General features: G+C 63.7%; 11 protein-coding genes and 1 pseudogene. 7 read left to right on the top strand and 5 right to left on the bottom strand.

Features of this window, described 5'->3' with window-relative positions; translation table 11 throughout:
- Positions 1-81: 81 nt before the first annotated feature.
- Together ACFQ9V_RS05850 and ACFQ9V_RS05845 are read right to left on the bottom strand one after the other, a co-directional pair.
- The gene (locus tag ACFQ9V_RS05850) at positions 82-876 is read right to left on the bottom strand and encodes a carbohydrate ABC transporter permease (protein ID WP_382458230.1); all 795 of its coding nucleotides are present in this window, start codon (positions 874-876) and stop codon (positions 82-84) included.
- Positions 870-1,871 carry an ABC transporter permease gene (locus ACFQ9V_RS05845; protein WP_382458229.1) on the bottom strand — a complete coding sequence of 334 codons (1,002 nt, stop codon included), beginning with the start codon at positions 1,869-1,871 and terminating at the stop codon, positions 870-872. The genes ACFQ9V_RS05850 and ACFQ9V_RS05845 overlap by 7 nt, the downstream gene beginning before the upstream one ends.
- Before the next feature lie 358 nt (positions 1,872-2,229).
- On the opposite strand from ACFQ9V_RS05845, the gene ACFQ9V_RS05840 reads away from it, so the two are divergent.
- Both ACFQ9V_RS05840 and ACFQ9V_RS05835 read left to right on the top strand, forming a co-directional pair.
- Positions 2,230-3,411: an ROK family protein gene (locus tag ACFQ9V_RS05840; RefSeq protein WP_382458228.1), complete on the top strand. Its 1,182-nt coding sequence runs from the start codon at positions 2,230-2,232 to the stop codon at positions 3,409-3,411.
- 53 nt (positions 3,412-3,464) lie between these two features.
- A complete protein-coding gene (locus ACFQ9V_RS05835; RefSeq protein ID WP_382458227.1) occupies positions 3,465-4,103 on the top strand; it encodes a hypothetical protein in 639 nt (212 codons plus the stop codon).
- 212 nt (positions 4,104-4,315) lie between these two features.
- On the opposite strand, the gene ACFQ9V_RS05830 is transcribed toward ACFQ9V_RS05835, so the two are convergent.
- On the bottom strand, positions 4,316-4,960 hold the full coding sequence (locus ACFQ9V_RS05830) for a hypothetical protein (protein WP_382458226.1): 645 nt from the start codon (positions 4,958-4,960) through the stop codon (positions 4,316-4,318).
- 579 nt (positions 4,961-5,539) lie between these two features.
- Here ACFQ9V_RS05830 and ACFQ9V_RS05825 point away from each other — a divergent pair.
- The 4 genes and pseudogenes from ACFQ9V_RS05825 to ACFQ9V_RS05810 form a co-directional block, all read left to right on the top strand.
- Positions 5,540-5,674: pseudogene (locus ACFQ9V_RS05825) on the top strand (DUF2510 domain-containing protein); the annotation flags it as partial.
- A gap of 144 nt (positions 5,675-5,818) precedes the next feature.
- Positions 5,819-6,865, top strand: a complete 1,047-nt coding sequence (locus tag ACFQ9V_RS05820; RefSeq protein WP_382458424.1) for an HIRAN domain-containing protein — start codon at positions 5,819-5,821, stop codon at positions 6,863-6,865.
- A 7-nt stretch (positions 6,866-6,872) separates the two neighbouring features.
- Positions 6,873-8,486, top strand: coding sequence for a DUF4041 domain-containing protein (locus tag ACFQ9V_RS05815; protein ID WP_382458225.1), 1,614 nt, complete (start codon positions 6,873-6,875; stop codon positions 8,484-8,486).
- Complete coding sequence (locus ACFQ9V_RS05810) at positions 8,483-8,836, top strand: hypothetical protein (RefSeq protein ID WP_382458224.1); 354 nt, start codon at positions 8,483-8,485, stop codon at positions 8,834-8,836. The genes ACFQ9V_RS05815 and ACFQ9V_RS05810 overlap by 4 nt, the downstream gene beginning before the upstream one ends.
- 226 nt (positions 8,837-9,062) lie before the next feature.
- On the opposite strand, the gene ACFQ9V_RS05805 is transcribed toward ACFQ9V_RS05810, so the two are convergent.
- On the bottom strand, positions 9,063-9,596 hold the full coding sequence (locus ACFQ9V_RS05805) for a hypothetical protein (protein ID WP_382458223.1): 534 nt from the start codon (positions 9,594-9,596) through the stop codon (positions 9,063-9,065).
- A 33-nt stretch (positions 9,597-9,629) separates the two neighbouring features.
- The gene (locus ACFQ9V_RS05800; RefSeq protein ID WP_382458222.1) at positions 9,630-9,854 is read right to left on the bottom strand and encodes a hypothetical protein; all 225 of its coding nucleotides are present in this window, start codon (positions 9,852-9,854) and stop codon (positions 9,630-9,632) included.
- 267 nt (positions 9,855-10,121) lie between these two features.
- Between ACFQ9V_RS05800 and ACFQ9V_RS05795 the strand changes: the two genes are divergently transcribed.
- The gene (locus ACFQ9V_RS05795) at positions 10,122-13,295 is read left to right on the top strand and encodes a hypothetical protein (RefSeq protein ID WP_382458221.1); all 3,174 of its coding nucleotides are present in this window, start codon (positions 10,122-10,124) and stop codon (positions 13,293-13,295) included.
- Positions 13,296-13,356: the final 61 nt, after the last annotated feature.

The following is a 13,356-nucleotide window of genomic DNA, read 5'->3' as shown; positions in this document are numbered from 1 at the left end:
TGTCTTTCCTCCTTTGGAAATGCAGTGCAAAGCGGATGGTGCGCGTGGTGGGTCTGTGGGGCCGGTGCGACCGGCGGCGGGTCAGCCCTTGACCGACCCGATGAGGACGCCCTTGTTGAAGTAGCGCGCGACGAACGGGTAGATGACCAGGACCGGGACGCTCGTGATCACGATGAGCGAGTACTTCAGCAGGTTGACCAGCTCCTGGTTCTGCGCCTGCGCGGCCAGATCGTTCGTGCCGCCGTTGGTGGCGTTGAGCACGAGGATGTTGCGGAGCACGAGCTGGAGGGGGAACAGGTCGGAGCTCTTCAGATAGAGCAGGGCGTCGAAGAAGCCGTTCCACTGGCCGATCGCGTACATGAGCGCGATGACGGCGATCAGCGGCTTGGACAGCGGGAGCACGACGCTCCAGAGGAAGCGCAGATCGCTGGACCCGTCGAGGGACGCCGCCTCCACCAGCTCCTCCGGGAGGCCCATGATCACGTTGCGTCCCATGAAGGTGCGGCGTGAGAGCGGCCAGGCGAGGCAGACCGTCAGCGTGGTGCTGATGAGGGTGCCCGCGACCATGTAGAACAGCGAGTTCGCGTAGCCCAGCAGCACCTGGGGGTCGGCCAGCACCGTCTGGTAGCCCTTGAGCGTGAAGTCGACGGGCCAGAGGAGGACGCGCCCCGCTGTCACTGCCTCGGGCGAGGAGAAGGAGCTGGCCAGGATGAACAGCAGCGGCAGGAGGACGACGAGGACGGCCAGCGTCAGTCCGAGGTAGATGACGACCAGGAGCGCGCGGTCCGATGCGGACTCCCGGATGCGACGCGTCTTCTTGGACGCGGCGGCGGGGCGGGCGCTGCGGCGCGCTCGCGGGCTCTCGATGGTTACCACAGTCCACTCCCACTGATACGTTTTGCCACCCAGTTCACGACGAGCAGCAGCACAAGGTTGATCACAGAGTTGAAGAGGCCGACGGCGGTCGCGGTGCCGAAGTCGGCGTTGAGGATGCCCAGCTTGTAGACGTACGTCGCGATGATCTCGGACTGGCCGAGGTTCAGCGGGTTCTGGAGCAGGAAGACCTTCTCGAACCCGATCGACATGATGTTGCCGACGCTGAGGATCAGGACGATCATCGCCGTCGGCATGATGCCCGGGATGTCGACGTGCCAGATCTTGCGGAGCCGGGACGCGCCATCCACTCGCGCCGCCTCGTACAGCGCCGGGTCGATCCCGGAGAGAGCCGCCATGTAGATCACCGCGGAGTACCCGGCGGTCTGCCAGACGTCCGACCAGACGTAGATGTGCCGGAAGTAGTTCGGGTCGCCCAGGAAGTCGGGCGACTGGACCCCGAAGAAGCCGAAGACCTGGCTCAGGACGCCGAGCCGCGGGGCCATGATGAGGATCAGCATCGACACCACGACGACGGTCGAGATGAAGAACGGGGCATAGGTGACCATCTGGACGGTCTTCTGGAACCACCTGTGCCGGACCTCGTTGAGCGCGAGAGCGAGGATCAGCGGGATTGGGAAGCTCGCCAGGATCGCGTAGCCGGACAGCAGCAGGGTGTTCTGGACCAGCGTCGGGAACACCGGGTTCTGGAGCATCGTGGCGAAGTTGGCCCAGCCGGCCCACGGACTGCCCCAGACGCCGAGCACCGGGCTGTAGTCCTTGAACGCGATGATCGCGTTCGAGATCGGCACGTACTTGAAGATCACGAAGTACGCGAGCGGGAGGATGGTCAGCAGGTAGAGCTGCCAGTGGCGCCGGAGAGCGACCCGCCAGCGCTGCCCGAGGGTCAGCCGGTTGCGCGGCACCCGTCGCGGAGTCGCCGCGTCGGGGACTCGGGCGGCCGGCGGCGCCGGGGCCACGGGCGGCGCGCTCGTCATGAGGCCGCATCCTTCGTCATCGAAGACTCCCAACAAGAGATGATCTGGTTCCTCGCCTCGGCCGGAACAGCGGTCCCGAGGGGGTGGTCTATAGCAAAACCTATTTCTTTGCCGCTGTCAATAATCTCCGCCACATGCGTTGTTCCCGTCGCGCATGAATCGCCACACTCCCCTGAAAAGACGGCCCCAAGTGCCTTCGAGAGTTACAACACAATGGAAACAAGATAACCAAATCGGCGCGCGGAACGGCCCGGATGTGTACTAGCCTTGTCGCACGCCGGACAGCACTGTCGGCACGGGGGTGCGGGGCCCGGTTCGACGACCCGCCACACAGATCAGGTGCACGATGAGCGTGAGCATGTCCGAACACACAGCACGCCGACCCGTGCTGGGCACGGCGGCGTCCGCCGAGATCTTCACGCGCATCATCACGCACGGCCCCGTCAGCAGACTCGACATCGGCCGCCTCACCGGCCTGTCGCAGGCCAAGGTCACCAAGACCGTCAGCCCGCTCATCGCGGACGGCTTCGTCACCGTCGGCGAGCACGCCGAGCACGCGTTCCCCGGCCGGCCCGTCCGCCCGCTGAGCGTGGTCCCGCGTTCCATGATCGCCGTCGGCGTCAAGGTGAACGCCGATGAGATCTTCGCCGTGACGGTCAGCCTGGGCAACGAGGTGATCGCCTCCACCCGCCGCCGGCTCACGAGCCACGCCCCCGACGCGACGATCACCGCCATCGTGAAGTCGGTGGAGACCCTCATCGACCAGCTCGGCGACGACGCCCGCTTCCTCACCGGAGTGGGAGTCTCCGTCTCCGGCGACATCGACACCGCTGAGGGAGTCGTCCGCGACTCCCCGCTGCTCGGCTGGACGCACGTCCCCCTCGGCAGCCGCCTCTCCGCCCGGCTCGGCCTCCCCGTCATCGTCGAGAACGACGTGCGCGCACTCGCCAAGGCGGAACAGTGGTTCGGCGTGGGAACGGACGCCGACTCGTTCGCCATCATCACGATCGGTGCAGGTATCGGGTGCGGGATCTACGTGAACGACGACGTCGTCGTCGGCGCCCACGGCGTCGCCGGCGAGATCGGCCACCTCCCCCTCGGCCCGAAGGACGCGGTCTGCGTCTGCGGCCGCCGCGGCTGCGTCGAGGCCGTCGCCTCCTCCCACGCCATCCGCGACGCGGTCCGGCAGGGCCACGACGACCCGGCCCTCACCTTGGCCGACGCGATCCGCCTCGCCCACGAAGGCGACCGCGTCGCGGTCGACGCCTTCGAGCGGGCGGGCACGGCCATCGGCGCCGCCGTCGCCACGACGGTGAATCTGTTCGGCCCGGAGGTCGTCGTGATCGCCGGCGAAGGGGTCATGGATTACGACCTTTACGAGCGCCGCTTCCGCGAAGAGTTCCTGGCCCACGTGTTCGGGACCGCGGCGAACTGCCGCCTGATCGTGCGGCGGCACACGTTCGTGGACTGGGCGCGCGGGGCGGCGGTCGCGGCCCTCCGGGAGGCGATCAGCGTGGCGCCGGGCGGGGTGGGCGACTGACCGGTCGGATCACCCCTTCCGACGGCGACTCCCGATGGCGTTGAATGTCGCCTGTGTTCGATTGGGTTCTGGTCGCCGACCTCGGGACCGCCGTGGGAACCACCGTGCTGGCGGTCGCGACGTTCGCCTCGACGCGCTCCGCCAACCGGTCCGCGCGCGTCGCCGAGCGGGCGCTCCTCGAGGGGATCCGCCCCATCCTGCTTCCCTCCAACTGGTCCGACCCACCCCAGAAGGTGCGGTTCGCGGACGGCAGGTGGCTGACGGCGCAGGGCGGCCGGGCGGCCCTCGAGATCACCGATGAGGCCGTCTACCTCGTGATGTCCGTGCGCAACGCCGGGGCGGGCGTCGCGATCCTGCACGGTTGGTGCCTCACCGCGGATGCGCGGGCACCCGTCCCCTCGGTCGACGACTTCCACCGGCTCACCCGCGACATCTACGTGCCGACGAACGACCCCGGGTTCTGCCAGGTGGCCATCCGCGAACCCGAGTCGACCGACTTCGAGGTGGCCCGCTCCGGGGCAACGGGTGAGGGGTTCTGCGTCGACGTGCTCTACGGGGATGCCGAGGGCTCCCAACGCGTGGTTTCCCGGTTCTTCATCTCGCACGGGCCGCCGGGGCATGGTGACCACGACCAGGAGTGGGTCATTGTCGTGTCGCGGCACTGGAATCTCGATCTGCCGGATCCGCGGTAGCGGAGCAGGTGGGCGAAACCCCCGGAATCACTGGGATTCCGGGGGTTCCGATCGGCGGGGTATTCGGGAAATTGGTGATGGGGCCTCAGATCAAGGATCGCGAGCTAGGGCAATCATCACGATGCCACCACATGCGTGAATCAATTCCACCTTGCCATCCGCGGCCCGCATGTTCGAACGGCCCGCGGTCCGGCTACCCGAGCAGAGCGCGGTTATAGGCAGTGGGCGTCGGTGACCTGAGACGTCGCAGGCTCCCCATTGACTGCCGGGAAATCGATCTCGATAATCTCACTGGTTGACGGGTCTAGGCCCCCGGTGATTCCGTTGCCATGGCCGACGACGACGCCGCTCGCAGACTTCAGATTGGCAGAAACGTACACGCCGGCTGGACATGTCGAGGCAGAGTAGATCGAGAGATGGGTGCACGGCATGAAAGTGCCGCATGTCCCGCTTACGCCTTTGTAAAACACCAGCCCGTCGGCCGTGGGCGATGGGCTGTATCCCTGCGACGCGGCAGCCTCATCCGCAGCCTTCTTCTGGGCCTCGATTCGGTCCGCCTCGGCCTGCGCCGCTTCCTGCGCGGCCTGCTCTGCCTGCGCTTTCGCCTCTTCCTCTGCCACGGCTTTGTCGTGCTCAGCCTTGGTCTTTATCGCCGCGACATACGCACTCTTCGCCAGGGAAACGCGGTTCTGGCTGTCGACGTAGAACGTTGCGGTAACAGCCACGAGAATGACGGCGGCGGCAAGCAAGGACGCCACTCCGATCCGCGTCAGATGCCAGTCGCGCTTAGGCTTCCGGGTCCTAGTTGCCTCAGTCGTGGGGTTAGCCTCAATGGCAAGCTCGTGCGGATCAGCCATTCGCGAGCGCTTCCTTAATAGTGTGGGTCCTCTTTGCCACTGACTGCGCCTCGTGAAGACTTTGAAATCCTGCAGCGCCGAGAGTTACGGAGGAAGCAACAAGGAGGGCTGCGATGGTGACCCACGGCCAGGAGCGTCTCACACGGCGACGACCCCATTGCCGCCACGAAGGATTACGCGGCCGGCGCGCTTGCCGGACGCCATCTGCTTCTTGTTCGAGGCGATACTCGGCTTCCGCGGTGCCAGACCAGGACTCCGTCCGCGGGGGACGAACGTTATATGCCCTGATGTATTCGATCTCGTAGTCGGTCAAGCACCAGGTCCAGCCGTCTGCAGGTTCTGGATTCTGCCCGCGGACGACTGGCGGGCCTGGAGCGTCAGCCGTCACCGTTGGTTCTCTTCTGCGATGGGCATGCTGATAATCCTCGCAGGCACCCACCGGACATGCGGTTCGATGCGGGGCCCCAGTTCTGGGTGGGTGACCGCACGCTTTGGTGTTTTCCACCCCTTTCTGGGGTGTGAAGTAGTCCTCACGTTCTGCAACCGTAGACAACATGTGCGTCGGCGCAAGCGCGAACTATGGCGTCGCGGTACCCGGCCGAGCGCTGGCGAGGGGAACAAACGGTGAATGAGAATCCTCCGGCGGATTGGTATATCGATCCGCGGGACACGACTCAGTTTCGGTACTGGAACGGAACGGCATGGACAGAGCACCGCTCCCCACGCGTCCTGACGCCCTCCAAACCTAGCGACGCCTCGCCAAGCTCCTATCCAGCCCCTACCGCGCCATTGACTTCGACCTCTGACCTCGCAGCCGAGCCGGCCAAAGCTGAACCGACCGAGTCGGCGCCGACGAAAATGCCACAGAAGAAAGTCGAACAGAAGATCGTCGCTTCAAGCCCCTCATCGTTTTGGCTGAGCGTCGGCCACAACTGGCCTTCTTTGGAGGTGGTAGGCGAAGCGTATCGGGATGACGAGATCATCGCGGTAATCGGCCGACGTCCGAAGGTCGACGAGGAGGTTGAGCTCCGCGAACTCGCGAGCTTGATTCCCGAACCCGACAATCCTTATGACAAGAACGCCGTCTCGGTTCGCATGAAGGGCCACCTCGTGGGATACCTGCCGAAGGACGACGCGAAGCGCTACAAACCCGTCGTCGACCGTATCGTCGCCAGCGGTCACATCCCCATCGCCGGCGCCTCGATCTGGGCGGTCCTGAGGAACGGGTACGACGGCAAGCCGCGCTTCTTCTCCAATGTCCGACTCGCCTTGGGCGAGCCTCACATGCTTGTTCCGGTCAACGATCCGCCGACAGCTCCGTACTCCATCGTTCCGTGGGGCAACGGCCTCCAGGTCATCGGAGAAGAGCAGCACTTCGATGTCCTCAAACGGTTCGCCGGGAAACATGACCGCGAGCTCCTGCTCGTCACCCTTCACCGCGGAGTCGAGGCCAGGCCGCGCGGGGATCGCGAGTTCGCGGAAGTCCGCCTCAACGGCCAGCGAGTCGGCGAGATGTCAACCGCGACGTCGAAGCACTTCTTCCCGATCATCGATCACCTCGACGTCAAGGGACTCGTCACTGCAGCGTGGGCTCAGTTGAAGGGATCGAGTCTCACCGCCGAGGTCGTACTTCAAGCGACCAAAGCGACGGATGTCGACGACATCTGGCTCAACGGCGAGCCGGTTACGCTCCCGCCGCTCGTACCTGTGGCCGCGACGTACTACGTTCCGCCCGCGTACTCGGCGCCGAAGCGCGGCGCCTCTCAGAAGGTCAAGGCGCGCAAGGCTTCGCCATCACGTATCACGGTCTCAACCGCCCCTGCTAAGAGCGGATGCGCCGCGATCGTGTTGGCAGCCATCGCTGCCGCCGCGGTCGCTGTGCCTGTGATCAGTCACCTCATTTGAACGGACCATGATGAGCACTCCCGCCAACTGGTACGAGAACCCGAACGATCCGACCACCGAGCGCTGGTGGAATGGGACAGCCTGGTCAGACCAGGTTCGGCCAAAGCCTGCGGAGATCCCTTCCGGCTGGTACGCCGATCCGGAGCATCCGGGAGATCAGCGTTGGTGGAACGGCACGCAGTGGACTGATCAGCGTGCATCGGCACCACGAACAGCGCCCAGGCATGTAGTCACTCCGCTCGACAAACTGAGCAAGAAAGACGCTCGCGAACGGGCGACCGAGCTCACTGCGACGGTCACGCAACTAACGGCGAAAGTTGCGGAACTGCAAGCCATCGTCGATACGCACGGGCTGCGCTCGTTCGCGGACCTTGACGCGTACCGCGCAGAAACCGAAGCTGCGATCACAACTCAGCGATCGGAGGCTGAAGCCGCAATCGCCAAGCAGCGCACTGAAGCCGAGGCTGCAGCCGCCGTTGTCGAAAAGGAAGCCGACACGCACCTCGCTGCCGTCGAATCGAAACTCTCCGAGTTGGTTCACGAAGTCGATACCGTTCAGGAGCAACTCGACCAGCTCAACAGCGAACGTGTCGACGTGGCCGACATCGTCTCGCTCCAAGAGGTAGGTCTCTTCGACTTCGAGCACCCAGCCGAGTCCTCGGCGTCGCTGGCAACCGAACTGGAATCCATTCGCGCGCGGATCAAGAACATGGTCCGTGACAAGACCGCAGTCACGCATGCCTCCGGCTTCCTCTTCAACAACTCGGTTGCGGAAGGCACCAAGTTCATCAGCGACATGACCAAGGTGCTTCTTCGCGCCTACAACGCCGAGGCCGAAAACGCCGTGAAGGCAACCAAGGCGGGGAACCTCTCGTCAGCTCAGACCCGTCTCACTCGAGCAGCTGAACAGATCGCCAACGGCGGCAAGATGATCCAGCTCCGGATCACCGATCAGTACCATCGACTCCGCCTCAAAGAGATTGAACTCGCAAACAGCCACCTCCTCGCGGTCCAGCGCGAACGCGAACTCGACCGAGAACGCCGCGCCGAACTTCGCGAGCAGATGAAAGCGGAAGCCGAACTCCGCCGTGAGAAGGAACGGCTCGAAAAGGAACGCTCACACTACCTCTCAACCATTGCCGCGCTCGAAGCCAACGGGGACACCGACGGCGCCGAGCGGATCCGAGCGCAACTCACAGACGTCGACCGGGCCATCAACGACGTCGACTATCGCGCCGCCAATATCCGCGCCGGGCATGTCTACGTCATCTCCAACATCGGCGCCTTCGGCGAGAACATGGTCAAGATCGGCATGACCCGCCGCCTCGAACCGATGGACCGCGTCAACGAACTCGGCGATGCCTCGGTCCCTTTCCGCTTCGACGTCCACGCACTCTTTTTCGCCACCGACGCCGTCGGCATCGAAAACTACCTCCACAAACGCTTCGCCGACCAGCGCGTCAACAAGGTCAACCTGCGACGGGAGTTCTTCCGTGTCTCTCCTGCGGAAGTTCTCGAGGCACTCAAGGAAGAAGCCGTTGAGGTCGTGGAGTTCACTACCGAATCCGCTGCGCCTGAATACCGGGCGAGCAACGGTCTCGTATCCGCCCACTCCGCATGATCAACACCCAAGCGTGGTACGCGATAGCTGCCACCGCTGCCCTCGTGGGAGCTGCCTGGCAATGCCTGCAGGCGCTGCTCGGGGGCATCAAATCAATGGACTCGTTTCTCGGCGCACACAACGAACTCTTGCGCGATGAACGCGCACGTATCCGTGCCAACATCCCTGCGTGGCGGATACGTCGACGTCGCGCCGCGGTGCGCGCAATGGAACGCGAAGCGCGCCAAGTCCTGACATCCAGCGAACTCGAATTGAGCAACGCTTATGACCGGCAAGCAGGGCCGTGGAGCTGGGTCCTCGTCGGTGCGTTGATCGCTGCGGTCGCGAGCTGGGTTCAGACGTTCAACTAGGACAGTGAACTCGGAAGGGCGAATCTCGTCGGTGACAAAACCCCCGAAATCACTGAGATTCCGGGGGTATCCATCGACGGGCCAATCTAAGGTGCGCTACAGCCCAGTGTTGGCGCAGGCACGGTTTCTGATAATCCCCTGCAGATGGGAAAATAATCCGCCTTGGAGCGAGCCCGGCGCAGGTATCCGCTCAATTGCTTGACCGTCCATTCAATGCGTGTCGACCCTATCCATCGTGCTCACGCAGGACCGCGCCTGCTAGCTCGCGGATCTTGGCCCAGTCACTGGAACTGGCGATCGTGTCGGGAGTCCATTGAGACTGATCGCTCCTATCCCGCAGCATCGCAAACCAGTCATCGAGATCAGCCAGCCTGAGCATGAAGTTTCTGTCCCTCGGCGAACTCGAGAGGAGAACCATCGCGGGTCGAAAAAGTCGGTCGAACTCGATTGCCAGATCGTCTGCGCCTGAGTCCGGTCCCATCGATGCGAGAATCTCAAGCTGCACGGTCGGGCTTGCAGCGAGGGCACGAACAGAATCTGTGAGCCTGACCAACAGCTCATCTGCGGGTTCGACGTCCTCTGGCCTCACCGAAAGCAGCGCCAGGGTGACCCCACTGGCGGACTCAGACACTTCAACTTCTAGCCCGCCATCCGAATAGACCTCGAGCACGTAGCCAACCGAGTCGATCGGCGCCCCGCTGGATCGATATTGATCGGAGATGAACCGGACTCGGTCGTACGGTTCGATTGGCGCCGTCACTTGGCGAACCCGCTGAAGGGAGTTTTCAACGTGTCAGCTGCCTACAGGCTTAGCGAGCGTAACGACGCCTGAAGGACTCAACTTGCGGTGACGTTCCTTCCCGCCGTATTCAGTCCACTCGAAGGAAACGGGTCCATCGGCGGTAATTGCGATGCCGCCGAGCCAACCGTCAGGAAGCTTCAGATGAAACGCCTGCCCGTGGACGATGTTGGCGGAGGCAAGCTTGTGAAGTCGTGTCGTGAATTCATCGTCTGCCATCCGGTTGCTCCTCAGTTCATCAAGGCATAAGCATTTGCTGACGGGTCGTGAGCGCACCCGCCCCGCGTATTTCTGGGCCGGCAGAACAAGCCTAATAACATTCGGCCCGAAGGAAGTGAGGCGACGGAGCTTTGGAGGCTCTGGCGAGTGCGACCTCCAAGACTGAACGCTCAATCATGGTGCACCTATGTCGTCGGGCCCAAGCGACTCTGACGACTCGGACCCACCGGTAGACCCACTAGTGCACTGGCGCGCCCACATCATATAGTGAGCATTGCTCAGTTTGGTCGAGAAGCGATCCGGGGGTGCTTGACCATGTCGTTGGAGTATGTCTCGGCTGCGAAGTCGGCCGCGTCGGTGCGTGCCACGGTTCGGAGCCGTGGCCGACGCGTCGCCACGTTGATGTGTTTCTCGATGCTCGCCGCGGCTAGCCTTCTGACGGTCGCTGGGCTGGACGAGCTGATCGGGCAAGCTGTCGGCAACGATCACCAGAGCCATCCGCTTTCGGCGGTCATGGGGCCGGTCGCGGCGACCAATGTTGCCGCGTGGGGCCAGTGGAACATCAGCGGTCAGAGAGACGCAGTCGGCTGGTGGATCATCTTCTCCGTGTTGGCTGACGCGCTCTTTGTCGTCGCCTATGTGATGATTCTGCTCCGCCTGACCGCTCGCGCGACGCCCCCTCCGGCAGCTGCTGGTGAGGAGCTCGCCACGCCGTGGGTGAACTTCAGCAAAGTCTTCCTTCAGCTGCTCGTACTGTGTGAAGCGGCCGAAGCGGTGGTGCTGACCATCGGTGGGCTGACGTTGTTCTCCAGTACCGGCGCGAATGAACAATCTGTCGCGCCGTTGAGAGCCGTCGGGACAGTTGAAGCGATCGTCGCGACCACCAAATGGGTCGCGGTCGGCTTGTTTGTCGTCGCTGTGCTGAGGAATCAGGGGACGCGGAAGGTGCTGTGGCGTGTCCTCAGAAACGCCTCAGAAGCCGTCTGGGTTCATCGACTGTCGGCTGTCCTGGTTCTTGCGCTCATCGTCTTTGCGTGCATCCCGTCCGACGGCGTTCTCGATCAGCTTCCGGATGTGCAACGCCAATGGCTCGACGATCTCCCGTGGGGAGCCGTCCACTATGTCAGCGCAGCGGGGGCCACCTTGGGCCTTGCCGCTGTCGGGCTTTTTCTCCTCGGACGGCAGCGCGCTCGTTGCAGCTACGACTTCCGAGTACGGCAGACTCCGGAGTCGTCGAAATTGAAGCCGATGGGCCAGTGGGGGTGGTGGGCGATCCCCGTCGCGGCGTGGTTGGTTCTCGCAGCTTGGACCGTCATCGGCGCGATGGTCGACGGGGATTCCTGGTCGGCATTGCTCAGCCAGTTCAGCTATTCGGCAGTTGTGTTCGTCGGGATTCCGGTTCTCGTTGTCATCGTGTCGGCACTGCTCGAGAATGGCCAGCCGCTAGAGAAGGTTCAGATCAATCGAGACCCGGAGCGTGCGGTCTATGCGTGGCTCCTCGGCGATGTTCTTGCCGTTCTCGTGTTGTGCGTGGGCGGTCTTGGCCTGGTCCGTTCGTTCGTCGGTCCGACGTTCCTCAGCCCGTCTGCCTGGGCAATTGGGGTCTTCGTGCTTGGGTTCGTGAGCGCTGTGCTTTGGCCCTTCGTCATCGTGGGAACCACGGGCGAACCGAGCCCGGCACCGAAGCACGCTTGGGCGCGGCTCGCGTCCGCCCCGTCGCGGTACCTCGGCGCGGTGAATCGGTGGGCGGATCCGACCGCGCCGCGCACGTCAGCGCATGCAAAGAACAACCGTGCCTGGCTGTTCGTCCTCATCTGTGTCGGGGCTGGCGTGATCATCGTCGCTTTGGTCGTGCCGACTGCGTTCGCGGCTGCGCTTGGCGGCGCGGGAGTCACCGTGGCGTTGATCGCTGCATGGGGCGTGGTTCTCGGTGCCTTCACCGTGGCACTGCAGGATTATCAGGTACTGGCGGTCTTCCGCGGCCTACGGTTGAAGGCCGCACCGGTTCTGACCCTCGCGATCGGCATCCCCCTCGTATTCACGATCGCCGGTTCGTCCATCTGGGGTGGAGATGCGACGGCTCACGCGGTGCGCATCGGCTATGACTCAGCTCAACGAGTTGCCGCATCCACCGAGTCACCGGACTTCGCGGCGGCATTGCAGCAACGCATCTCCGACGCACGATGTTTCGCGACCCTTCCGGATGGAACAGTCATCAAACCCGTGATCGTGGTCGCGGCTGAAGGCGGCGGAATCCGCGCAGCCTATTTCACCGTGAAGGCTCTGAGCGCCCTGTCGGAAAAGGGCTGCCTTTCCAGTTCCGTGGCTCTCTCCAGCGGAGTTTCCGGCGGTTCGCTCGGCCTCGCCCTGACGAAAACTGCGGGGAAGGACGCGCTCCAGCAAGTGCGTGCAGTATCGGGCCCAACCGTCGTCGCAAGTGGAGTCGCGGGCCTGCTCGCAGGCGACCTCGTGGCAGCGAACTTCGGCATCCACGTTCCATCGGTCGTCGACGGAAAGGTCAGCTGGAGGGACCGTGCTTCCCTCATCGAGCAGGACTGGATCGACGCAGCGCCAACACTTGGGCAGCAGTTCAACTACACGCCAAGCGACGGTACCGGCTTCGCCCTGCTGAACTCGACGGACGCACGATCGAAATGCCGCGCGATCGTCGGACAGCTGCCGGTCGGGAACAAGACCCTCGCCGGAAACACGAACTCACCGGTGACGTGCTCGCTCCCCAACGTGCAGCCATCGGAAACCGCCGACCTCGCCACGATCAGCGGCGGCAACTGCGTATCCTCACTCGACTGGGCCGGTGCTGCCATGTTGTCGGCACGGTTCCCTATCATCACACCGGCGGGACGGCTCCCGAGCGGGCAGGCGTGCGCAAGCGGCAAAACCATTGAGCTCATCGATGGTGGTTACGCGGAGGGTTCAGCCCTCGGCACGGTCGCTGACCTCGCACCGACTATCTCCTCAGCGGTCCGGGCTTACAACTCGTCACGACATGGCAACGACCCGTATGCGGTGCCGATACTGCTGTTCCTCCAAAACTCCAGTGATTTTGACCTTCAAGCCAAGGAGTCCGGCGTCGTCGCTGAACCGCTGGTGCCTTTGGATGGGCGGAACGCCACTAGCGTGCAGGCTGACCACCGTGCCCTGATCCAACGGATCGTCGCCAACTTCACGCGCGGCTGCCCGGCCGGCGCCGACGCGTGCGATACACAGACGAACAAGTTTGCGGCTGACTACGGTTCCGCGGCGGTTGTCGTGTCCCCATTCACTCGACCAACGATCGCTGCTCCACTCGGCTGGGCGCTGTCGTCTTTCAGCGTGACCAGCCTCAGCAACGCGATCGATGAGGCAGCGAAGCACGAAGCAGGGTCGCCATACGCGACGCTGTCTGATCTGACGGGTCTGCCTCAGCAATCACGTCCTTGAGGCGACACATCGAGGCGACTGAAGCGGCGATGGTGCGGTCGAAGTCTTCCAGATGTTGAGC

The sequence above is a fragment of the Leifsonia sp. NPDC056665 genome, from assembly GCF_042791795.1.
GTDB lineage: Bacteria > Actinomycetota > Actinomycetes > Actinomycetales > Microbacteriaceae > Leifsonia.
The sequence above is the reverse complement of the archived record's forward strand: the minus strand, read 5'-3'. Positions and strand labels throughout refer to the sequence as shown.

What these genes read in the sequence shown, in the direction of transcription:
- ACFQ9V_RS05845 (WP_382458229.1), bottom strand. Translation starts at nt 1,871, where the DNA reads ATGACGAGCGCGCCGCCCGTGGCCCCGGCGCCGCCGGCCGCCCGAGTC.
- ACFQ9V_RS05820 (WP_382458424.1), top strand. Translation starts at nt 5,819, where the DNA reads ATGCCACAGAAGAAAGTCGAACAGAAGATCGTCGCTTCAAGCCCCTCA.
- ACFQ9V_RS05810 (WP_382458224.1), top strand. Translation starts at nt 8,483, where the DNA reads ATGATCAACACCCAAGCGTGGTACGCGATAGCTGCCACCGCTGCCCTC.
- ACFQ9V_RS05800 (WP_382458222.1), bottom strand. Translation starts at nt 9,854, where the DNA reads ATGGCAGACGATGAATTCACGACACGACTTCACAAGCTTGCCTCCGCC.
- ACFQ9V_RS05830 (WP_382458226.1), bottom strand. Translation starts at nt 4,960, where the DNA reads ATGGCTGATCCGCACGAGCTTGCCATTGAGGCTAACCCCACGACTGAG.
- ACFQ9V_RS05815 (WP_382458225.1), top strand. Translation starts at nt 6,873, where the DNA reads ATGATGAGCACTCCCGCCAACTGGTACGAGAACCCGAACGATCCGACC.
- ACFQ9V_RS05840 (WP_382458228.1), top strand. Translation starts at nt 2,230, where the DNA reads ATGTCCGAACACACAGCACGCCGACCCGTGCTGGGCACGGCGGCGTCC.